Consider the following 24,327-nt stretch of genomic DNA (forward strand, 5'->3'; position numbering starts at 1 on the left):
AGATTATTGATACGGGTTCTTCACCAGTTTCGGATTGTTATTCAGCCAACCATTATCTAACTCAGCATAATAATGTTTAGGTAGACATTTCAACGGATTTCTATAATAACGATTCATGTTTTCTTCAAAGAACACCCATTTTCCATTCTTATCATCGTCAGAGACAACTAAGAAAGGCCACAAGCCACGGCGTGTAGCCGTGATATCCATTTCTGAGCCTGTCCAGATCTTATCAGCTTGACGCCAACGTTTCAAATCCCACCAGCGATGGCCTTCAAAGGCAAACTCTACTTGATTCTCATGCATAATCTGTTGATGGTTAACAGAAATCAATTCTTTAACACCTGCTCTGGAACGTACTGCATTTATATATTTCAAAGCAGTAGCATCACTTCCACCATTAAGTTCATAAGCAGCTTCTGCAGCTATCAAATAAGCCTCAGAGAGACGGAAATAAACATTCCACATTTCAGATCCACGGTCGGTTCCCGCAGAAGTCGTTTTATCAAGATATTTACGGATATAGAAACCTGTACGATTACATTCACGTTGGTCATTACGAACCATCGGACCATTCAAGGCTGTAACATATCTTCCTTGATCATCTTTTTCTCCAAGGCTCTGACCCAATTTCTGTTCCCACTGTCCATCAGCGTTTTTAATCCATTGCCCTGTTTGCAAAACGACAGTTTTATCTCTAAAAGAAGAACCAGGATAAAGAATCGTTCCGGCTAAACGAGGATCGCGACCTTCAAATAAATCTTCGGGATTAGTATAAAATTTAGGATCATCCTTTGTACCAACATCAAACTTAGCCCCTTCTCCCGGAGTATCTGTAGCTATAGGTTCAAAAGCTTCTACCAGATTTAGTAATGCAGATAAACGGCTATTTCCTCCATCTTCGGCACCATCATGGGGCTGTACTGACTTGGTATAACCATGAGTTTGTCCCGGATAAATATAATCACGTGACCAAATGACTTCTGTATTGCCATTTTTTTCACATACAGCCTTAAAGAAGTTGTCTGCTTTCTCTTGCGGAGTAGCATCATCAGCAACTCTCATCAAAGAATATTTTCCACTATTGATAACCTCTTCTGCAGCAGCTAACGCTTTCTTATAATAATCAGTTGCTTTCTCTGAAGAGATACCTACTACTCCTGTTTCCGGATTCAACAATGGATAATCGGCAACTGTATTGTATCGGGCAATAGAACCTGCATAAACAGCTGCTCTTGCTTCAAGCATTTTTGCGGCCCATTTAGTTGCACGAGCTCCATTCTTTGAAGGTTCGGTCGGCAACATTTCCGCAATGGCCTTACACTCTTCTATAATATAATCATACATTTCAGACTCTGTTGCACGAGGAACCTGAAGAGTAGTAATATCCATACCAGAAGTATAATCGTACACTTCATCGCCTACAATCGGCATTCCTCCCAAAGTACGACAAGTACAGAAATAAACCCATGCACGTATAAAACGAGCCTCTCCTTCCATAGGAGTTTTATCAACTTCAGACAATGCGGTCGATTCTCTCAATCCTTTTAAGAATTGGTTGATATTACGGATCAATGTATAATCATATGTACGCCACCAGTTACGATCAACTTCCTGATCATCTTTAGTATCATAAGTAATGGCCTCATCCAACAGAGCGAACCCATCCGTATCTCCTACATGTTGGCCTAATGATATACGTTCATAGAAATTAGCCAATACAGATTTTGTCAGATTGACATCTCCATAAACTTGATCTTCCGTCATAATGCGATCTGGCTTTTGGTCCAGAAATCCACTACAACTACTTAATGCCAGTGCACAAGCAGCAACAGCTATAAAATTTCTCTTTTTCATTGTTTGCTAAAATTTGAGGTTAATACCAAGATTTATAATACGTGGCGTTGGGTAAATCAAGCCATTATCTTTAGAACCTTCCGGATCAATAATAGGTACATTAGTCAATGTCAACAGGTTGGTTCCAGACAAATATACACGCAAATTACTAATACCCGATTTTGCTAACAAAATTTTCGGTAAAGTATATCCGAACTCCAAATTACGCAATTTGATATAACGTACATTATGCAGCCAGAATGTACTCTTTTCATAAGCAGATACTTCAGCATTATTCATACGTATCAAAGGATATTTACCAGGAATCAACTCACTATCAGCATCCCAAACATCTGCTAAATGCCAAGCATCCTTCAATACTTCATCGGGACTATTTCCATCATTCTGGAATGGACGTGCTGTTTCCCATTTTTGCATCCATGAAGTCATTCCGGAACCTGTCCAGTCCATCGAGAGATCAAAGCCCTTCCAACTAGCAGATAAATTGATACCAAAGTTCAGGTTAGGAGTTCCATCCTGTCTGTAACCAATAGGACGTTCATCCATAAAATTAATAACACCATCGCCATTTACGTCCTTGTAGATGATATCACCCGGCACAACTGTACGATTACCTTTACGGTCAATATCTACCGGATAAGTCGCTATCTGCTCCCAATTTTCAAAGCGTCCGACAGCCTCATATCCCCAGTTTATATAACCTACACGATGCCAAATACTATTGCGATATCTATCCCAAGAGTTACTGCGACGATCATCATATTGTTCCCAATCATAGAAACGAGAATAAGTCACATTAGCGCCAGCGCTATAATTGAAATCATTGATATTATCTGTCCAACGCACCATTGCATCATAACCAATATGGAGATCTGATCTCAGATTCTCTTTCGGCAATCCAAAACCAACCTCAGAAGGTAACAATACATCATAACGTGATTCCGGGATACCTGTACGTAATCGGCGGAAGAAGTCAAACTGAGCGGTCAACCGATTATTGAAGAAGCCCATATCCACACCAATATCCAATATTTTGGCTTTTATCCATGATAATGTCTGATTGGGCAATCCACGAGGAGCAGATCCTACAACATACTGTCCGTCGATAACCGAACCTCCTTTATTGTAGTCATAACCGGCCAAATAATCAAATGCAGAATAATCACTTACATTATCATCTCCTACTACACCATAAGAACCACGAATCTTAAAGTCAGAGAAAATATTTGCCAATTTACTCTCTTGCCAGAATTTTTCCTGAGAAATTCTCCATCCTAAAGATGCTGAAGGGAAGAATCCCCAACGATTTCCCGGACGGAACTTCCAAGAACCATCCCAACGACCAATAAATTCAATTAAATATTTATCAGCATAACTATAATTGATGCGTCCTAAATATCCCATTCGAGCTTGGGTATCATTTCCGTTATCATTAAACGTTTTAATTTCTTTAAATTGAATCAAGTTCAAATTATTAGCTACCGGACTTGAGATTATATTGAAATTCGGACTCTTGCGCTGAGAAGCTTCAAAACCGGCAATAGCATTAATATAATGATCCCCAAACTTACGATCAAAATTCAATTGGAAATTAGAGAATAAATCTTCATTTCTATGACGAATACGTTCACGATAAGGAGTATTCATTGATTCAGCTACTTCATAAGTATCATTAGCCTGATTATATCGATACAATTTAAAAGGATATTCATGATTTTCCATTTCTCTATAAGCGAAATAGTATCCCACCATTCCCTTGGCCTTCAATCCTTTCAGTAGTTCGTATTCTGCTGTAGCCTGCATTTGAAGCACACGCCAATCATCCGTCATCTTACCAGAGTTCTCATAGTTCAAAAGGGCAAAATTGGTATTAATATCTGTTGAGACCTTTTGCGGATAAAGAGGATTATCATTCGCGTACGGCCCCATTGTCGGCCAGTTCTTCAAGTTAGAATACAAAGGAAGATCATAATCATCACCTCCCGGAACTCCAGGATTCTTACGTGATTCGATACGACCATTCATACTTGCTCCAATCTTAAAACGATCATTGACTTTCATATCAATATTCATCTGAACATTGGTACGTTTGAATCCACCATAATTACGAACTGTGGCATCTTGATTGATATGTGACACAGATACATAATAGTTGGCTTTATCCGAACCTCCGGAAAAGTTAGTATTTACATAATATTGTGGAGATGTCTTCCAAATATAATCTCCCCAGTCAAATCCTGTATAACCTTTCTCCGTACCAGCCATCCACTTATCATAATCCTCTCTTGAGAATTTACGTTCTCCATCAGTTCGGCCGGCCCAAGTCTCAGCAGCTGTATATGCATTTACATACGTTTTAGCATCAGCGGGTTGAATCCATCTTGAGTTTTTCTGCCAGCCATAATAAGCATTGACAGAAACTGTATTTTTACTCTTCTGTTGTCCTTTCTTAGTAGTTACCACTACTACACCATTAGCAGCACGAATACCATAAATAGCAGCAGAAGCATCTTTCAATATTGAAATGTTTTCAATATCATTAAAGTCCATATTATTAAATTGCCCCTCATCCGACTGCACACCATCAATCACAAACAGCGGGGTACCCATATTACGAATCTGCAATGCAGTAGAAGCACCAGGACGACCATCTTGCATACGAGTATTCAGACCTGCGATCTTACCAACCAATGCTCCTGAAGCAGTAGATGCAGCTGAACGCTCGATATCCGTTGATTTAATCGCAGAAACGGCACCTGTCAAAGTAGCTTTTTTCTGTGACATACCGAAACCGGTAATAACGACTTCATCGAGTACTTTTGTGTCTTCCTGTAGAATTACTTTAACTGTGTTTGATGCGCCTACGTTTACTTTTTGTGTTGTGTAACCAATAAATGAGACTTCCAGTGTAGCTTTAGGGCCAACACTCAGCGAGAATTCACCGTTAATATCGGTGATGGTACCAGTCGTGCTTCCCGGCTCTTTTACATTAGCACCAATTACCGCTTCGCCATTGGCGTCGATAACTATACCTTTTACGGTCCGTTGTTGTTGAACGGAGTTCACAGCCCATACAGTTTCTGTTGCCGGATTTTCGGCACCGGCGAAACTGTAGGCACTTGGCAAAAGCGAAAAGGCAGCCATACAAAGTGGTATGCGCCACATTCTGCTACGACTTGCGAGCCAAAACATTTGTTCTTTTTTACGCATAGTACATAAATTTAAAAAACAGGTTCTATAAATCTTTAATGTATAAAAGCATCGTTATGGAAATAATCCCCGGGATATAAGACGGGATGTATTTCATAGTATAGCTCTTACGGTTTCGAAACATTGCAAAGGAAAGTTATTTTTAGCTAATAAGACGATAATTTCCGTTCAATAAACAACAAAATCTGTTCTTTTCAACATTTCAATCCCCTTCACAGAGCCTCAAAACGACATCTGAACAGATTCTGCTATTTATTGAACAGTATTTTTCATCTCCTTTCTACGAATTTGGTCACCTTTGTATAATTCCTCATTTATTAATTAAATAATGTATTAAGCAAACATGAAATTACACATTGCTATGCTGGCAGCTACCCTGCTGTTATCCGGAGGAGCCTCGTACGCCCAAGGGAATAAACAGGGAAAAAAGGCGAAAGCCTACATGGTGGCAGATGCCCATCTGGACACTCAGTGGAACTGGGATGTACAGACTACCATTAAAGAGTATGTTTGGAATACGATCAGCCAGAACCTGTTTCTGCTGAAAAAGTATCCGAACTATGTGTTCAACTTTGAAGGCGGAGTGAAATATGCCTGGATGAAGGAGTACTATCCTGCACAATACGAAGAAATGAAGAAGTACATCGGGGAAGGCCGCTGGCACATTTCCGGAAGTAGCTGGGACGCAACGGACGCTCTGGTACCTTCGACTGAATCGTTCATCCGCAATATTATGCTGGGACAACAGTATTACAGACAAGAATTCGGAGTAGAAAGCACGGACATCTTCCTGCCTGACTGTTTCGGATTTGGCTGGACACTGCCTACCATCGCTTCACATTGTGGACTGATTGGTTTCTCTTCACAAAAGCTGGACTGGCGTGTGCATCCATTCTATGGTAAGAGCAAGCATCCGTTTACAATCGGCTTGTGGAAAGGAATAGACGGATCGTCTATCATGCTGGCACATGGATATGATTATGGCAGAAGATGGAATGACGAAGACCTTTCAGAAAACAAACAACTGAAAGAGCTGGCAGGCCGTACACCTCTTAATACAGTATACAGATATTACGGTACAGGCGATATCGGCGGATCACCGACACTGGGGTCCGTCCGATCTGTGGAGAAAGGGCTTCAAGGGAACGGTCCGGTAGAAATTATCAGTGCGACCAGCGACCAGCTTTATAAAGACTACCTTCCTTATAAGAATCATCCCGAACTACCGGTATACGACGGTGAACTGCTGATGGACGTTCATGGTACAGGATGCTACACCTCTCAGGCTGCCATGAAATTGTACAACCGCCAGAACGAATTGCTGGGAGATGCTGCCGAAAGAGCTGCCGTAACTGCCGAATGGCTGAATCAGGCCAAATACCCGGGAAGCACCATCAATGAAGCATGGAAACGCTTCATTTATCATCAGTTCCACGATGACCTGACAGGAACCAGCATACCGCGTGCCTACGAATTCTCATGGAACGATGAACTGATCTCACTGAAACAGTTCTCCAATGTACTGACTTCCTCCATCCATGGCATCGGCAAAGAATTGGATACACGGGTTAGCGGTATTCCGGTAATCCTTTATAATGCACTGGGATTTACAGTTTCAGATATTGCCGAAATCGAACTTGACCTTCCGAAAGCTCCTAAAGGAGTAACAGTATACGATGAAAAGGGCAAAAAAGTATCTGCACAGCTCATTTCTTATACTGACGGAAAGGCACGCATCCTGGTAGAAGCAACAGTTCCGGCTACAGGATATGTGGTATATGACGTACGCACATCGGGAACCGCCACAGGTGATGTTGCCCCCAACGTCAATACTTTGGAAAACTCCCTGTATAAGATTACATTGGATAAAAACGGAGATATCGTCTCTCTGACTGACAAAAAGAACGGCAAAGAGCTGGTGAAAGCCGGGAAAGCAATCCGCCTGGCACTCTTCACTCAAAATAAGTCGTACAACTGGCCGGCATGGGAAGTGCTGAAAGAGACAACTGACCGAACTCCGGTTTCGATTACGGATGATGTAAAAATGACTTTAGTAGAGAACGGAATCTTAGGTAAATCGCTTTGTATAGAGAAACGTCATGGAGAATCGGTATTCCGCCAATATATACGGCTATATGAAGGCAGCCGTGCAGAACGCATCGACTTTTATAATGAAGTAGACTGGCAATCGACTAACGCACTGCTGAAAGCCGAATTTCCTCTCAACATTGAGAACGAGAAAGCTACATACGACTTAGGTATCGGAAGCATCGAACGTGGAAATAATATCGAAACCGCTTATGAAGTATACGCACAATATTGGGCCGACCTGACCGATCGTGACGGAAGTTACGGTGTATCGGTGATGAACGACAGCAAATATGGATGGGACAAACCGGATAACCATACACTTCGCCTCACACTGCTTCACACACCGGAAACACGCAACGGTTATGCATATCAGGATCACCAGGATTTCGGACATCATGTGTTCACTTATAGCCTCGTACCACATCAGGGAAAGCTGGACAAGCCCGGTACTGTGGAGAAAGCTGAGATACTGAATCAACAGTTGAAAGCCTTCCGTACTGAAAAGCACAAAGGAAATGCCGGAAAATCGTTCTCGTTTGCTTCTTCGGACAACCGCAACGTACTGATCAAAGCACTGAAAAAAGCGGAAGAAACCGATGAGTATGTAGTGCGCGTATACGAAACCGAGGGTCGGAAAGCACAGAGTGCCACACTGACTTTTGCCGGTGAGATCATCAGTGCCAGCGAAGCCAACGGTACGGAAAAGGCAATCGGCGATGCAACTTTCGAAGGAAACAAATTGCAGGTAAACATTACTCCTTATTCTGTAAGAACTTACAAGGTTCGCCTCAAACCATCGGGACGTGAGGCATCTCCGATCGAATATGCCGCTTTACCGCTTGACTACGACCGCAAATGTGCTTCTTATAATGAATTCCGCGGAGAAGGCGACTTCGAATCGGGTTATTCTTTTGCTGCCGAGCTCCTGCCGGATTCACTGATAGCCGGTCAGATCACTTTCCGCTTGGGAGAAAAAGAGATTGCGAACGGAATGACTTGTGAGGGTGACACCTTGCAACTGCCTGCGGGAAACAAATACAACCGTCTCTATATCCTCGCCGCCTCTACCGAAGGAGACAATCAGGCCGACTTCCGCATTGGCAAGCAGACCGCTTCATTCGTTGTGCCTTCTTATACCGGCTTCATCGGCCAATGGGGACATAAAGGACACACCGAAGGATATCTCAAAGACGCCGAGATTGCCTATGTCGGTACACACCGCCATGCATCCAACGGTGATCAGCCTTATGAATTCACTTATATGTTCAAGTTTGGTATGGATATTCCGAAAGGAGCTACCAGTGTAATCTTGCCCCGAAATGAGAAAGTGGTTTTGTTTGCTGCTACCCTGGTTACCGAAAATGAACCGGCTACAACCGTTGCCGGCACTCTTTTCCGCACCAATAACGTAGGCAATGCAGCCACTGCCGGAGAAGGTAAGGAAGTAGTACGCGAAAATATCCTGAAAGGAGCTAAAATCATTGCTTGTTCAGGATACACCAACGACGAAGAAAAACCGGACTTCCTGCTGGATGGTAAAACGGATACAAAATGGTGTGACGTTTCACAAACGCCGAACTATGTAGACTTCGATCTGGGTAAAGCACAAAACATCAGCGGTTGGAAGATGGTGAACGCCGGACAGGAAAGTCACTCATACATCACCAATGGTTGCTTCCTGCAAGGGAAAATGAATCAGAGTGACGAATGGACTACTCTGGATGCTATCGACGGTAACCATGCAAATGTCATTTCACGTCCGCTGAACTATGACGGAAAAGTACGTTACATCCGTCTGCTTGTGACCCGTCCTACACAGAGCACCGGAGGCAGAGATACACGTATCTACGAACTGGAAGTTTATAAATAATGCAAATCAGTAGTGGAAGATTTGAAATTCAACTACTAACTTGCATAAACAAAGAAATAAGAAGAGTGGCTAATGGTTATGTACTGTCAGCCACTCTTTTTTCACATAACTCCCCTCAGAGTTTGATTTGCCTTGACATATCCCTGAATTTCAGTGCATCCTTCCTATCCAAGTTGGCCAACCTCGGTGAGTTAAGCAGACTGGGCCTACGGCCAGCATTGATTCACACCCAAACATCCTTATTAGTTAATTAGTTAGGAGCTCCAATGGAGTATCTTCTATAGGGAAATTAAGAAAGGGTTGTGTCCAAGCCGAACAAGCTTTGGATACAACCCTTAACAGTAAACTCTATTATATACCGGTTCTTATTATTTCTGCATTTTATCCATCAATACCTTCATCCAATAGCCACCGATTACAGAGCGTGCCTTGAAACCGACAAATTTACCACTATCGGTATAATGCCAGTCGCTCAGCGGAACGCGTGATACGGTTTCGTTGGCATACTTATATATGGGAGAAATGAATTTCTCAAAAGTCGCTTTGTCCGAAGACATGGCAGCACTCCACATAATCCAGTCGGACTTAGTATATTCTTTGCGGGAATCCAACGGGAGACCATAAAGATTTTGTTTGGTCAGATAGTAAGCGACTTCTTTCTCCATCACATTGTTGGGGAAGAGGTGCAGATTCCACATTTTGTCCCAAATCATATTGTATTTCTGACTCCAGGTATTCTCACGGTCGAAAGCCAGACGGTAATGATCGCCTTCGCGTGCCATTTGTTCCCATTTGGTGGCCATGGCTTTGGCTTTAGCGGCATACCGGTCGGCTACATCATCCATACCGAGCATACGGGCCATTTCGCTATAACCGGCTACTCCCATGATGGCTTTTACCGAAAGATTGGCATTGTGTGCCCAGTGCCCGGCAAAGTCATCGGTACAAAGTTGATTTTCGGGATCTTGTCCGTATTCTACCAAATAATCCGTCCAGATAGTCAGTAAATCCCAATACTTCTTGGCGTAATCGGCATTTCCTTCTACTTTGGCAATAGCAGCAGTCAGGACCACCATATTTCCACCCTCTTCAATCGGCATATCTCCTCCGTAAACCTGTCCGTTCGCAATAGGATATGTACCTATGTCATGAGCCGGGAAAGGTTTGTTCCAACGTCCGCTGGCACTGTATTCAAAAATACTGGTCATCATACCTTTCTGCAATTCGGGGTTATAAGCCAGGAAGAGAGGGGCAGACGGATAGGTAAGGTCGACGGTATTGATACAACCGTTACTATTGTTCTCTTTAGAGAAGAAGAGCAAGTTACCATCCGCATCCTTGAACAGCTTATGGGCGGCAATCACTTGGCGGTAAGCGAGCGCACACAGTTCAGAGTATTCTTTGCCACCTGCTTTTTCTGCATCGTTCAGAATCATTTGGTCGTAAGCGCGACAGCGTTCCATAACAGATGCATAATTGGCCTTGGCACGTTCGAAGGCATCAAAGATAGTCACTTTACCGTCATGTTTCCAGTAAGCCATACGAGGCTGGTAGAAGTATTCAATAGCTGAGATATCATCATATCCCAACATCAGGAAGCCGGATTTGCCATCGGCACCTACTTTGCCCAGGTTATCGGTATAGGCCATAGCCGGCATCTGGTCGGCACGACGGGTCACGCATTCGGCTTGCGTGGGCAATAAAGTACCCTTAGTCGCAAATTCGTTCTTCATGCCATAATAGTTACCCAGGCTTACAGCCGTATTGGCACCTATATTTCCGGCCAGATAAGCATATCCCCAGTCAATGCAGATTCCATCTCCTTTTCGTCCGAGGATAGGCTGATCGATGGTTCCCGCCTGCACATAATTGATACCGTTACGACGGATCACTTTCGAACGGGTAGGTTGCGTCAGTTCATTGATGGCAAGCTGTGGAGTGGTCTCTACATACATCTGCACATCGTGCTGTTTTTTATCCAGCGAACGAACGCGGTAAGAAATATAATTAACGGGAGTAGACAACAAATCGAGGTCGTCCATCATCAAAGGTGCGGTAAACACCAGGTCCAGTTCCACCGGACCGCAAGTAAACGTGTAGTAAGTTTGTGTGGGGAGTACGCTTACCGATTTCTGGACGGCTGCCGTCTCAAAACCCGTCGTCTGTTTGTTCAGGCGATAAAGGCCGAAATCTACATAAGCACCTCCTGTTGTGTTGTGACAGTGTGCGGCAAGTACGTTTTTTCCTTTTTGCAGCTTCTTCTTGGCTGCGTCCGATAGTTCGAGTAATACGTCGTTGTTCCATGAATAGTCCGTAGCAACCAGCTTCTCACCATTCAGGTAGAGTTCGAATACATCGTCGTGCGAATATTTCAGATAGATGGTTTCTCCGTTCAGGTCGTCATTGATCTGAAATTCACGACGAACCCAGATATCCGGAGTCGTCCAGCGAGTCTGGACACGAGGCATATCGGGAGTACCGAAAGCACCTTGACCCTCTTTCCATCCGGCAGCATTGAACGAAAGGGTATTCCATCCCGCAGCCGGCTGGTCAAAAGTATAACTTCCCTGCCAGGTATCGGTATCCGTCATCGGAACAAGAGTCTCAAGGTTCAACTTATCTTTGCCCATAAAACGATAGGTTTTCCCATCCACACGTATGGCACCCAACAAAGGATGTTCCGTTCCGGTCCAATGCATCGTGCTGCTTTCATTCAGTGCATCTGTGGGCGACCAGATGGACAGATAAGGGTCGGAAGTGATGAGAGGCACTGCCGGAGCACGCAAAGCTACATTTTTACTCGCTTTGTACAAATCAGCTGCCTGTGCATTACATAGCATACCGACTGCTAAAGCCATTGCAAATAGTTTTTTCATTATTTTATTTATTTGTATGTTTCACTCAAAATCGTATCCTTCAACAATCTATACCTTAATCAAAAACTTGTGTACCTATCGACACCCTACTCTAATCACTTATTTAAAGAATTGCATATCTTGGTATTGATAGCCTTCACCTGGGCTTCATTCACCTTAATCACCTTACGGTCATATGTCATCAGTCCGTTCACTTCCATTTCCACATCAGTGGTCTGTGTGTAGACAGCAGCCGAGAAACCTCGCTGAATCAACCGGTACAATTCATTACCGTACTCAACATATTGTTTCGTTACTTCCTCCGGAGAATTGAACTTTACGTATCCCCAGTTGTGATTCGGTTCCCAAAGGTGTTCGTTTAATGCCAGGCCGATGCCGCCATATTCACCCAACACGGTAGCACGTCCGGCATCGTAGAAGTCGAGTGACGGATTGGGGTAATGATGCAGGTCAAGAATATCACCGCAAGGGAAGTGATTGCCGCCACTTGCCGGGTTCACCAAGCGTGAAGGATCATACTTCTTTGTCCATGCCGCAATATCTTCGGTCTTGAACTGTCCCCAACGCTCGTTGAACGGAACCCATACACCGATGCAAGGATAGTTGTACAGATAATCCATGATCTCTTTCCACTCTTTACGATAAATATGTTCCGACTCTTCACTACGGTTCAGCTCGTTACCCGTGAAGTAATTATACATCTGCCACTCCGGTTCACGGTCGCCGTTCGGCATATCCTGCCATACAATGATACCCAGTTTATCGCAGTGTGTATACCAACGTGCCGGCTCTACCTTCACATGCTTACGGATCATATTGAATCCGAAATCTTTGGTTTTCTGGATGTCATACACCAATGCCTCGTCTGTCGGAGCTGTATACAATCCGTCGGGCCACCATCCTTGATCGAGCGGACCGAACTGGAACACATCTTCATTATTCAGTTGCAGGCGTACAATCCCGTTCTTATCACGGCGGGTAGAATATTTACGCATAGCTGTGTAACTGTCTACTTTATCAGTCACTTTACCATTATTCAACAGAGCTATCTGCATGGAATAGAGAGCCGGAGAGGCAGGACTCCACAATTTTGCATCGGCAGGCATCTGAATGTCGATGGTCTGGCCATTCAGTCCTTTTCCGGTAGCAACCAATTGTTTGCCATCGAACACTTTCACTTCAATAACTTCGGAAGGACAACCGGTGCTGGTAGCAACATCTACGGTCAGTTTCTTTCGGTCGATATCCGAAGAAGTACGAACATTCGTTATATGACGTTCGGCCACAGGTTCCATCCAAACAGTCTGCCAGATACCTGTCACGGCCGTATACCAGATACCTTCGGGACGGTTCACCTGTTTGCCGCGAGGCTGAGGTCCGCGGTCTGTCGGATCCCATACTTTCACTACGAGCTTATTGTCTCCCTTAGCAGCCAAAGCAGCTGTAATGTCAAGCGAGAAAGGAGTAAATCCGCCGGTATGCTGCCCTACTTTAATATCATTCACCCAAATATCGGCTTTCCAGTCTACAGCACCGAAATTCAACATCACCTTTTTACCTTTCCAAGTGGCAGGTACAGTGAAGTTACGCTGATACCAGAGTTCCTCATCGGGACTTACTTTCTTACCAACACCTGAAAGGCTGGACTCTACGGCAAAAGGAACCAGGATCTGTCCTTCATAAGCCGAAGGAACGGCTCCCTTTTCTGTGATGGCATAATTCCACAAACCATTGAGGTTTTTCCACTCTCCCCGTTCCATTACCGGACGCGGATACTCGGGCAGTACATTCTCAGGGTTTACCTGTTCAGCCCACTTTGTCTTGATTTTGTCTCCTGCCGGTTTCCATTGTGCAAAAGCGGAAGTAGCCATCGACGCTGTCAGAACTGCAATTAAAATGCTCTTTTTCATTGTCTTAAAATTATGTTTAACCTATTGATTACGCAATACGTTCCCCGGGGCAGGTAGTCGGCTACCTGTCAAACTAAGGAAAAACGTTCTAAATAACTATTTTATTTCAAGGGAATACCCGAAGGCTTCGGCAAGGCGACTCCTGCACGAACCGGAATCCCTAAATCGGGCATTCCGTTAGCATCCCATCCTATTTTCTGTATCCGCGGATTGCGGGTCTCAGGACTACCGGTATCTCCGTTGGTTACCTGACGGGCATGGTAAATCATATACCACTCCGTGCCATCGGGCGACGGAACAAACGAGAGACCACCCGGACCGTATACTTCGTTTTCCAACGATTGCTGAAATACCGGAACCGGACTTTTTGTCCAAGAGGCCGGATCGAGCAGATCACTTTCGGCATCGGCAGTCAGCATTCCGATGCAATAATAAGGTGACCATGAACCACTGGCGGCATAATAGAGAATCAATGTCTTATTATCCTTCGAATGGAAGAACTGAGGTCCTTCATTCACATAAATAGGATAAGCCGTACGGCTACCATCCGGATTTACCCACTGGCGTTCCCACTCATATTCGGGTCTGGATATCAAGACACGAGGAGAGTCAAGTGTCCACGGGTTTTTCATCCGGGCAATATAGATACATTGAGTTTCAGCATTGGTTCTTCTCTTGGGCCAACCGGACCAAGCTAAATAACGAACTCCCTTATGTTCGAAAGTAGTGGCTTGTATACCCCAATTCCATTCGGGATTGGTCATAATGCTCCCCTTCATTTCAAATTTACCCTGCATGGGATCGGGAGAAGAGTTTTCAAGTACGTACAACTGATGGTTGTCCGTATTGCCATCATCGGCAGCATAATAAATATACCATTTATCATTTATATAATGAATCTCCGGTGCCCAGAGGTGACAACAATTGGACGGATCTTCCGGACGCCACACCATTTTACAAACAGAGTGAGCCATATCGGTAATGTCAGACGTTTCCCAAAGCAGGATTTTATCTTCTGTCCCATGTGTATAATAATACTTGCCATTATGGAACAGAGCACTCGGATCGGCTCCTTCCGGAAACAAAGGATTTACATATGTATCCTTTGCTGCACTTACCGACCTCTGTTTCTGCCCGCCGTTCTTGTTTCCACAACCGGCGCAGAAGAATAAGGTAGTAATAAATAGCAGGTAGATCTTTGTTTTCATAGCTTTTCGTTATTAAGATGCTACAAAGAAAAAACATTTTCGTTGAATAAAGGGATAAATACTGCTCAATAAACAAAAGAAACTGTTCTTTTTATGCTCCTATTGTTCACTGAACCTGTATTTCACATCTTATTGGTCAGTAATTGCTATTTATTGAATAGTTTGTTTCACACATTTCATGCAGAATTCACAAACTTTGTAGCATGATATCAGACGAAGCTACTGATTTGTATCGAAATAACCCCTAAATAATAACCATAAGTAAAAACACCCAAACATGAAAAAGATGAAAAATCTGAAAGGAGGCCTGGCAGGAATCCTGATTACCGCCGGATTACTGGCAGCATCGTGCACTTCCGATCAATCATCGTCGGCAGTAGCTATAGTGAATCGGCCCGACTGTGCACAAACCAACGTAAATTATGTAGGAAACCGCCTGCCACTGAAACCGATGAACTTCATTAAACTACCTGTAGGAAGTATCCAACCCGAAGGATGGTTAAAGAAATATCTGGAACTACAGAAAGATGGACTGACGGGGCATCTGAATGAAATCAGCGCATGGCTGGGTAAGGAGAACAATGCCTGGCTGACCCAAGGAGGAGACCATGGATGGGAAGAGGTTCCCTACTGGCTGAAAGGATATGGAAACCTGGCCTATATATTAAAGGATCAGAAAATGATCGACGAGGCCAAGATATGGCTTGAAGGTGCATTTGCCAGCCAACAGCCTGACGGATATTTCGGTCCTATCAACGAACGAAACGGAAAAAGAGAGTTGTGGGCACAGATGATCATGCTCTGGTGTCTTCAATCCTATTACGAATATTCAAATGATCAACGGGTTATTGACCTGATGACCAATTACTTCAAATGGCAACTGAGTGTACCGGATGAACAGTTTCTGGAAGATTATTGGGAGAACAGCCGTGGCGGGGACAACCTGTTAAGCGTATATTGGCTCTATAACCGTACAGGAGATCAGTTCTTACTGGAACTGGCTGAGAAAATACACCGTAACACAGCAGACTGGACCCGTCCGTCGGCATTGCCAAACTGGCACAACGTGAACATCGCGCAGTGTTTCCGCGAACCGGCTACCTATTATATGATGACGGGAGACTCGACCCTGCTGAAAGCATCTTATAATGTGCACAACCTGATCCGCCGTACTTTCGGACAAGTGCCGGGCGGTATGTTCGGTGCCGATGAAAATGCACGTATGGGATCAATTGACCCGCGCCAGGGAGTAGAAACCTGCGGATTGGTGGAACAGATGGCCTCGGACGAGTTGATGCTGTGTATGACCGGCGATCCTTTTTGGGCAGAACACTGCGAAGAGGTGGCATTCAACAGTTATCCGGCTGCCGTAATGCCGGACTTCAAGGGTTTGCGTTATATCACTTGTCCCAATCAAACTGTCAGTGACTCAAAGAACCATCATCCGGGCATCGATAACCGGGGACCTTTCCTGGCAATGAATCCCTTCAGTAGCCGTTGCTGCCAGCACAATCATGCACAGGGATGGCCTTACTATGCCGAACATCTGATTCTGGCCAGTCCGGATAACGGTATAGCAGCCGCTATGTATGCTGCCTGCAAAGCAACAGTGAAAGTGGGTGACGGAAACGAAATAACTCTTCACGAACAGACTAACTATCCTTTTGAGGAAACGATCCGGTTTACGGTGAATACTCCGAAAGCAGTAAGTTTCCCCTTCTACCTGAGAATTCCTTCATGGACAGAGGGTGCGACTATCTTTGTTAACGGCAAAAAGGTAGCGGCCAACCCCGAAGCCGGACAATATGCCTGCATCCATCGCGAATGGAAAGACAATGACCAAGTGGAAATTCAGCTGCCGATGCAACTTTCGATGCGTACATGGCAAGTGAACAAAAACAGTGTAAGCGTAGACTACGGTCCGTTGACAATGTCACTGAAAATTGACGAAGATTATGTGAAAAAGGACAGCCGCGCTACGGCTATCGGTGACTCCAAATGGCAGGAAGGCGCCGACGCCAGCCAATGGCCGACATACGAGATCTATGCAAAAACTCCTTGGAACTACGCATTGGTACTCGGCAAGGACAAACCTTTGAAAGACTTTAAAGTAGTACGCAAAGAATGGCCGGCAGATAACTTCCCGTTCACCGTAGCAAGTACACCGATTGAAGTAAAAGCCATCGGACGGAAAGTTCCTTCATGGATCATCGACCAATACGATTTGTGCAGCGAACTCCCTGAAATGGATGCACCGAAAGGAGAAAAAGAGGAAATTACACTGATACCGATGGGAGCAGCCAGGCTGCGTGTTTCCGCTTTCCCGAACACCAGAGAATAAAACTTTCTGTACCCAAACATTAATAGAAAAACACTCATGAAGAAAAAGAATACGTTTACATATCTGCTTATCGGACTGAGTCTCTGCTTCTCTTCTTTAGGAAGCGGGCTCCGGGCCGATACCCCCGAAAATTATACCAACAACCGCTATCCGTTGGTGCGCAAGCCTTTTATGGAACTGCCATTGGGCAGTATCAAAGCTAAAGGATGGCTGCAGGAAATGCTGGTCAGGCAGAAAAACGGGGCTACCGGACAAATGGACAAACTGTATCCGTTAGTGATGGGCGAGCGCAACGGTTGGCTCGGCGGCGACGGTGACCAATGGGAAAGAGGACCGTATTGGATTGACGGATTACTCCCACTGGCATACCTTCTGGACGACACACAGCTGAAGGCCAAAGTACAACCCTGGATAGAATGGGCTTTAAATAGCCAGCGGGAAGACGGATTCTTTGGCCCGGCCAAAGACTATCCGGGAGAAGCCGGCATACAACGGGACAACTCACACGACTGGTGGCCACGCATGGTAATGTTAAAGATACTTCAACAATATTATTCCGCCACCAATGACCAGCGGGTTATCAGGTTCATGACCAACTATTTCCGCTACCAACTGAAAACTTTACCGGAAAAACCACTGGGCAACTGGACCTTTTGGGCAGAATTCCGTGCTTGTGATAATCTTCAGGCTGTGTATTGGCTTTATAATATCACCGGAGATTCGTTCCTCCTTGATCTTGGCAAACTGATCCATAAACAGAGTTTTAGTTTTGTAGACATGGTGAACCGGGGTGACCTGAGACGCATCAACACAATTCATTGCGTCAACCTGGCGCAAGGCATCAAAGAACCTGTCATCTATTATCAACAAGAACCGGACAAGGCATATCTCGATGCAGTGAAACGTGCTTTCAGTGATATTCGCCAGTTTCACGGTCAGCCCCAGGGAATGTATGGCGGTGACGAAGCTTTGCATGGCAATAATCCAACTCAGGGTTCCGAACTTTGTTCGGCAGTGGAACTGATGTATTCGCTGGAGAAAATGGTAGAGATCACGGGAGATATCGACTTCGCCGACCATCTGGAAAGGATTGCATTCAATGCACTGCCCACCCAGATTTCTGACGATTTCATGACGAAACAATATTTCCAGCAAGCTAATCAGGTAATGGTGACACGCCACCGCCGCAACTTCGATCAGGATCATGGAGGAACGGACAACTGTTTCGGACTATTGACAGGATATCCTTGTTGCGCATCGAACATGCACCAAGGATGGCCCAAATTCACGCAGAGCCTTTGGTATGCCACACCGGATGGCGGACTGGCTGTTACAGCATATGCCCCATCGGAGGTGACGGCCAAGGTAGCAGAAGGCTGCATGGTGACTTTCCGTGAAGACACTTACTATCCGATGGATGATAAAATCAGTTTCACACTCCAATCTATGGACAAGAAACGGAAAGAAGTCAACTTTGCCCTTCAGTTACGCATCCCCAAATGGTGCAAACAAGCCGGTATATCAGTCAACGGCCAGCTTCTTCAGCATGTGGAAGGTGGACGGATGGCTGTTGTAGACCGTATCTGGAAAAAAGGAGACCGCGTGGAACTACATCTGCCGATGGAAGTCACTGCCGATACCTGGTATGAAAATTCGGTAGCCATTGAACGTGGCCCATTGGTATTTGCCCTGAAGATGGAAGAGAAATGGGAAAAGAAAAAGTTTGAGGAACCTTGGTACGGCCCGTATTATTATGCAGTGACTCCAACAGAACCATGGAATTACGGTCTGGTAGACTTCAACCGCAGCAAAGCGAATGAACATGCCCGGGTAACGATTCATCCGGAAAAGCAATCTTACATATTCCCCTGGAATAAAGAAAATGCTCCGATAGAGATACGGATGAAGGCAAGGCTGATACCGTCATGGAAACTTTACAACGAGATGGCAGGGCCTCAACCCTATTCTTTCTGTAGTGGAGGTGAGGGACCGGAAACAGAGATCACATTGATTCCTTACGGATGCACTACCTTAAGAATAACGGAATTTCCGGTAGTAGGAGCTTCCCATTGATTTCCGCAACAAACAGTGATAACAAAAACAACTTAATATTCACACATAAGCCTTCTTTCCTCTTCTCCCTGTGGGAAGGGATAGGGAGGGAAAGAGGCTTCAAACACACAATTACAATGAAAAAACTTTTAGCAGCAGCAATGCTATTCATGCTGAACAGTTGGTCTTGTTTCAGCGCAGATACTCCGCGAGCGGAGTATCCCCGTCCACAGTTCGAAAGAGAACAGTGGATCAACCTGAACGGTACCTGGACATTTGATTTTGATTTTGGAAAGTCGGGAAAAGACCGCCGCTTGCAATCGGCAGAGAAATTTGATAAAAGCATTACGGTACCTTTCTGTCCGGAAAGCAAACTCTCGGGAGTGGGCTATACCGATTTCATCGAACAGATGTGGTATCAGCGCAACATCACCATTCCATCGGACTGGAATGGAAAGAAAATCTTCCTGAACTTCGGTGCCGTAGATTATTGCGCGGAGATTTTTATCGACGGTAAGTTCGTACAGCGTCACTTCGGCGGTTCATCTTCGTTCGCTGTAGACCTGACCCGTTATGTTACACCCGGAAAGACTCATAACCTGGTAGTATTTGTACAGGACGACCTCCGCTCCGGACTCCAGACCGGAGGAAAACAATGTGGTAACTACTATTCGGGAGGTTGCTCATATACCCGTACTACCGGTATCTGGCAAACCGTATGGATGGAGGCCGTTTCAGCCAATGGACTGAAATCGGTATTCGTCCGTCCGGACATCGACCAAAAGCAGTTGGTCATCGAACCGGAGTTTTACAATGAATCAGCCAACACATTGGAAGTCACTCTAAAAGACGGAAACAAAACCGTGGGCAAAAAGAGCGTAAACTGTGCCAATAGTTCAGTAGTGGTTCTGCCGGTTAAGAATATGAAACTGTGGTCGCCGGAATCTCCGTTCCTGTACGACCTCGTTTATCAGGTAAAGGATGCCAAAGGCAACGTAGTGGATGAAGTAAAATCGTACGCCGGTATGCGTAAAGTACACACAGCCAACGGACGTTTCTACCTGAATAACCAGCCTTATTTCCAGCGTCTGGTACTCGATCAGGGATTCTATCCGGAAGGTATCTGGACAGCTCCGAGTGACGAAGCTTTGAAGAACGATATCGTACTGGGTAAAGAAGCCGGTTTCAACGGGGCACGCCTCCACCAGAAAGTCTTCGAAGAGAGATATTATTACTGGGCCGACAAGTTAGGCTACATCACTTGGGGAGAATCGGCAAGCTGGATGCTGGATGTAAACAAGGAGCTGGCTGCCCGTAACTTCCTGGGCGAATGGAGTGAAGTCGTAGTCCGTGACCGGAATCACCCTTCGCTGGTGACCTGGACTCCTTTTAACGAAACCTGGGGTGGCGGTCCGGATGCTTATGTTCGCCTGATCCGCGACGTATACAACATCACGAAAGCCATCGACCCGACCCGTCCGGTAAATGATGCCAGTGGTGACAATCACGTGATAACAGATATCTGGAGTGTACACAACTACGAACAGGATCGTGTCAAACTGACGGAACAGTTAAAGATGGAAGAGGGCAAAGAGCCTTATCGTAATGCACGCGACAAAGACTTTCTGGCTGTTTACGAAGGACAACCTTACATGGTTGACGAGTTCGGAGATATCCCCTGGATGGCAGAGAAAGACCGGAAAAATTCATGGGGATACGGAGGCATGCCGGAAAATGCAGAAGCATTCTACAAACGTCTGGAAGGTCAGATCGATGCCTTTATCGACTCACCGCACGTGACGGGATTCTGCTATACACAGCTGACCGACGTGGAACAGGAGAAGAACGGTATCTACTATTACGACCGTACTCCCAAACTGGATATGAAACGGATCAAAGCTATCTTCGAGAAAATAAAGTAAAGAAGGGAGCCTCGCGCCCGGGGATGTACCAAAACTCACCACAGAGGATACAGGGTAACACAGAGTGACTTCTAAGTCACGAATGGTTAATGAATAACCTGTGTAACCTGTGGTGAAAAGGTCCTTGCACCCCGGGAAGCTCTCGACTGCAATCTACAATTTTACTGTTTATGCGAATCAGTAGTTGAGTTATTGTCAAGTCGCACAGCCCGCTCACCGGATTAACGCCTATGAACGCCGTGCCACCTGCCCGACCACCGATCGCCATTATTTGAATATAAGTATGAGAAAATCATTCATTGCCCTCACCTTCTTGCTGGTTCCTGCCTGTTTGTCGGCACAGTTGGGAGGTAAAGTCTACCTTCAAAGAGCCGATTCACTCCTCCAACGGGTACTGTCTCTCTATGAGGTAAAAAAGTATGGATTGCTGATGGAAACTTATCCACGAAATCCGAATCAACAAATTACGTATACAGCCAACACCGGCTCAGAGGTTACCCAACAAGAAGTATCCTTCCTGTGGCCTTATTCGGCAATGGTGTCAGGCTGTGTATCGCTCTATAAAACATCCGGCGACAAAAAGTACAAGAAACTGATGGACAAACAAATCAAGCCCGGACTCGACTTGTACTGGGATACTACCCGCCAACCGGAGTGTTATCAGTCTTATCCCGCCTTTGCCGGCCAGAATGACCGTTACTACGACGACAATGATTGGGTAGCGATTGACTTCTGCGACTATTACGCAGCCACAAAGAATAAGGAATACCTGAAGAAGGCCATTGCCTTGCACGATTACATCTATTCTGGATGGTCGGACGATCTGGGAGGCGGTATCTACTGGTGCGAACAGAAAAAGGAATCAAAGAATACTTGTTCGAATGCTCCTGCAACAGTTCTCTGCATGAAGCTCTACAAACTGACCAAAGAGAAAAAATACCTCGACCAAGCCAAGGCAACTTACCAGTGGACACGTGATAACCTCCGTGACCCGTCTGATTTTGTCTACTGGGACAATAAAAATCTGCAAGGAAAAATCGGTTATGCCAAATATACGTACAACAGCGGACAGATGATCCAAGCAGGCGTATTACTCTATCAGGCTACCGGCGACGAACAGTACCTGAAAGACGCACAGCAGACGGCCAAAGGTGCCTGCCGGCATTTCCTGAAACCGCAGCCTACGGTAAAAGGAGAAATGAAGTTCTTTCCGTCAAGTCCGTGGTTCAACGTCATCCTCTTCCGTGGCTTGAAAGCTCTTTACGAGGTTGATAAAAATGATACATACGTGAAAGCCATGATAGACAATGCGGACTATGCCTGGCAGTATACCCGTGACGAAAACGGATTGCTGAACAATGACTGGTCGGGCAACCGTAAAGACAAGTTCAAAAGCTTGCTGGAAAACTCCTGCATGATTGAGCTGTATTCGGAAATCAGCGAGCTCTAACGCCATCGGCCCACCACAGAGTTCCACAAAGTGTTAATCTCTTGTTTTACTAAGAAATAGATTCCCTGTGGGACTCTGTGCCCTCCGCATGGTTGACCGATTCACGTTAAAATAGCCTAAACTTGCCCCTCTCCGCCTTCAGCCCCCTCAAAAGGTATCTATATTTGTAACGTTGTTGTAAACCCCAAGCCTATGAAACTCATACATATCCCGTTGCTCTTGCTGGCACTCATCTGCTGTCCGGCTTGTCAAAACAAAAAAGCTCCCGTATCCAAGGAGGTCCCTTCCGGAGCCACCTATACCAACCCCCTACTGCCCGTGGGAGCAGAACCATGGGCTGTTTTTCACGAAGGCAAGTATTACTATACACAAGGAGCCGAGAATAAAATCATCCTTTGGGAAACGAATGATATCACCGATCTGGAGCATGCAACCCGGAAAGAGGTGTGGATACCGAAGGAGGTATCCAGCTCGTATCACCTTTGGGGACCGGAAATACACCGGATTGACGGAAAATGGTACGTATACTTCGCCGCGGACGACGGCAATATGGACAATCACCACATCTATGTGATCGAAAATGTCTCAGCCAACCCGCTGGAGGGTGAGTTCGTGATGAAAGGGCGGATCAAAACGGACAAAGACGATAACTGGGCAATCCATGCCAGTACGTTTGAGCACCGGGGTGAACGCTACCTCATCTGGTGCGGATGGCCCAAACAACGGATCGAGGCCGAAACCCAATGCATCTACATAGCCAAGATGGAGAATCCATGGACACTCTCGTCGGACAGGGTGATGATTTCGGAACCGGAGTATGAATGGGAACGTCAATGGATTTCGCCCGACGGCAGTAAAACGGCCTATCCGATCCACGTCAACGAAGCCCCACAGTTCTTTGAGTCGAAAAACAAGGACAAAGTGCTGATATACTACTGTGCAAGTGGAAGTTGGACCCCTTATTACTGCATCGGACTGCTGACTGCCGATGCCGGCAGCGACCTGACAGACGCAGCATCGTGGAAGAAGCTGGACACGCCTGTCTTTGAACAACAACCCGAAGACAGTGTCTTCGGACCGGGCAGCCCTTCTTTCGTACCTTCGCCGGACGGAAAGGAGTGGTATATGCTTTATCATGCCCGAAGAATCCCGAATGACGCTCCGGGCGCAACAGACTCACGCAGTCCACGCCTGCAAAAAATAAGCTGGGATGCCGATGGAATGCCTCTCCTGGGAAAACCTCGCAAAGAAGGGATTAGTGAGAAGTGAAAGACACCTCTCCGGCCGATATTTAATTTATAAAAATTAAGAATCATCCCGACTTCTATCTATAACAGCGGAACAGGGGGTACCGCTACCCCCTCTCCGCCCTAATAACTCTTTCTCCCCCAAAAAACGCCACAAAACGCCTTTCTGAAGGGTTCGGATTTACGCATAGACGGAAATAAATCTGCGTATATGCGCAAACTTGCCTGCGCGTATACGTAAATCCCCCCTTCTCCGGGAGGTCTCCGAAAAGCCGGACCAAGCCATCTTTCAG

Annotated in this window: 11 protein-coding genes; 6 read left to right on the plus strand and 5 right to left on the minus strand. The window is 45.5% G+C overall.

The genetic code is table 11. The features are described 5' to 3' along the window. Positions 1 to 3: 3 nt before the first annotated feature. Together ISX59_RS07225 and ISX59_RS07230 are read right to left on the minus strand one after the other, a co-directional pair. Positions 4 to 1,857: a RagB/SusD family nutrient uptake outer membrane protein gene (locus ISX59_RS07225; protein WP_032540380.1), complete on the minus strand. Its 1,854-nt coding sequence runs from the start codon at positions 1,855 to 1,857 to the stop codon at positions 4 to 6. 6 nt (positions 1,858 to 1,863) lie between these two features. Next, positions 1,864 to 5,067 carry a TonB-dependent receptor gene (locus tag ISX59_RS07230; RefSeq protein WP_220575775.1) on the minus strand — a complete coding sequence of 1,068 codons (3,204 nt, stop codon included), beginning with the start codon at positions 5,065 to 5,067 and terminating at the stop codon, positions 1,864 to 1,866. Between the two features lie 343 nt (positions 5,068 to 5,410). On the opposite strand from ISX59_RS07230, the gene ISX59_RS07235 reads away from it, so the two are divergent. Further along, a complete protein-coding gene (locus ISX59_RS07235) occupies positions 5,411 to 9,028 on the plus strand; it encodes a glycoside hydrolase family 38 C-terminal domain-containing protein (RefSeq protein WP_220575776.1) in 3,618 nt (1,205 codons plus the stop codon). Between the two features lie 368 nt (positions 9,029 to 9,396). Here the strand turns inward: ISX59_RS07235 and ISX59_RS07240 are convergent, their stop codons facing one another. The 3 genes from ISX59_RS07240 to ISX59_RS07250 form a co-directional block, all read right to left on the minus strand. After that, positions 9,397 to 11,904: a glutaminase domain-containing protein gene (locus tag ISX59_RS07240; protein WP_032536455.1), complete on the minus strand. Its 2,508-nt coding sequence runs from the start codon at positions 11,902 to 11,904 to the stop codon at positions 9,397 to 9,399. Positions 11,905 to 11,999: 95 nt separating this feature from the next. After that, a complete protein-coding gene (locus ISX59_RS07245; protein WP_220575777.1) occupies positions 12,000 to 13,814 on the minus strand; it encodes a glycoside hydrolase family 2 protein in 1,815 nt (604 codons plus the stop codon). A 101-nt stretch (positions 13,815 to 13,915) separates the two neighbouring features. Next, positions 13,916 to 15,022, minus strand: coding sequence for a family 43 glycosylhydrolase (locus ISX59_RS07250; protein ID WP_220575778.1), 1,107 nt, complete (start codon positions 15,020 to 15,022; stop codon positions 13,916 to 13,918). 277 nt (positions 15,023 to 15,299) lie between these two features. Between ISX59_RS07250 and ISX59_RS07255 the strand changes: the two genes are divergently transcribed. From ISX59_RS07255 to ISX59_RS07275, 5 genes are all read left to right on the plus strand, one after another. Beyond that, positions 15,300 to 17,363 (plus strand): beta-L-arabinofuranosidase domain-containing protein, encoded by a 2,064-nt coding sequence (locus tag ISX59_RS07255; protein ID WP_005812097.1) that lies wholly within the window; start codon positions 15,300 to 15,302, stop codon positions 17,361 to 17,363. A gap of 36 nt (positions 17,364 to 17,399) precedes the next feature. Beyond that, positions 17,400 to 19,436 carry a beta-L-arabinofuranosidase domain-containing protein gene (locus ISX59_RS07260; protein ID WP_032536456.1) on the plus strand — a complete coding sequence of 679 codons (2,037 nt, stop codon included), beginning with the start codon at positions 17,400 to 17,402 and terminating at the stop codon, positions 19,434 to 19,436. Between the two features lie 116 nt (positions 19,437 to 19,552). Beyond that, positions 19,553 to 21,337, plus strand: a complete 1,785-nt coding sequence (locus ISX59_RS07265; RefSeq protein ID WP_220575779.1) for a glycoside hydrolase family 2 protein — start codon at positions 19,553 to 19,555, stop codon at positions 21,335 to 21,337. Positions 21,338 to 21,620: 283 nt separating this feature from the next. Continuing rightward, positions 21,621 to 22,787: a glycoside hydrolase family 76 protein gene (locus ISX59_RS07270; RefSeq protein WP_032536501.1), complete on the plus strand. Its 1,167-nt coding sequence runs from the start codon at positions 21,621 to 21,623 to the stop codon at positions 22,785 to 22,787. Between the two features lie 192 nt (positions 22,788 to 22,979). Next, positions 22,980 to 24,056, plus strand: coding sequence for a family 43 glycosylhydrolase (locus tag ISX59_RS07275; RefSeq protein WP_032536458.1), 1,077 nt, complete (start codon positions 22,980 to 22,982; stop codon positions 24,054 to 24,056). Positions 24,057 to 24,327 lie beyond the last annotated feature (271 nt).

This window comes from Bacteroides sp. FSHCM14E1 (assembly GCF_019633785.1).
Taxonomy (GTDB): Bacteria; Bacteroidota; Bacteroidia; order Bacteroidales; family Bacteroidaceae; genus Bacteroides; species Bacteroides hominis.

Coding starts and splice junctions, on each gene's coding strand:
- ISX59_RS07225 (WP_032540380.1), bottom strand. CDS start 1,857: ATGAAAAAGAGAAATTTTATAGCTGTTGCTGCTTGTGCACTGGCATTA.
- ISX59_RS07230 (WP_220575775.1), bottom strand. CDS start 5,067: ATGCGTAAAAAAGAACAAATGTTTTGGCTCGCAAGTCGTAGCAGAATG.
- ISX59_RS07235 (WP_220575776.1), top strand. CDS start 5,411: ATGAAATTACACATTGCTATGCTGGCAGCTACCCTGCTGTTATCCGGA.
- ISX59_RS07240 (WP_032536455.1), bottom strand. CDS start 11,904: ATGAAAAAACTATTTGCAATGGCTTTAGCAGTCGGTATGCTATGTAAT.
- ISX59_RS07245 (WP_220575777.1), bottom strand. CDS start 13,814: ATGAAAAAGAGCATTTTAATTGCAGTTCTGACAGCGTCGATGGCTACT.
- ISX59_RS07250 (WP_220575778.1), bottom strand. CDS start 15,022: ATGAAAACAAAGATCTACCTGCTATTTATTACTACCTTATTCTTCTGC.
- ISX59_RS07255 (WP_005812097.1), top strand. CDS start 15,300: ATGAAAAAGATGAAAAATCTGAAAGGAGGCCTGGCAGGAATCCTGATT.
- ISX59_RS07260 (WP_032536456.1), top strand. CDS start 17,400: ATGAAGAAAAAGAATACGTTTACATATCTGCTTATCGGACTGAGTCTC.
- ISX59_RS07265 (WP_220575779.1), top strand. CDS start 19,553: ATGAAAAAACTTTTAGCAGCAGCAATGCTATTCATGCTGAACAGTTGG.
- ISX59_RS07270 (WP_032536501.1), top strand. CDS start 21,621: ATGAGAAAATCATTCATTGCCCTCACCTTCTTGCTGGTTCCTGCCTGT.
- ISX59_RS07275 (WP_032536458.1), top strand. CDS start 22,980: ATGAAACTCATACATATCCCGTTGCTCTTGCTGGCACTCATCTGCTGT.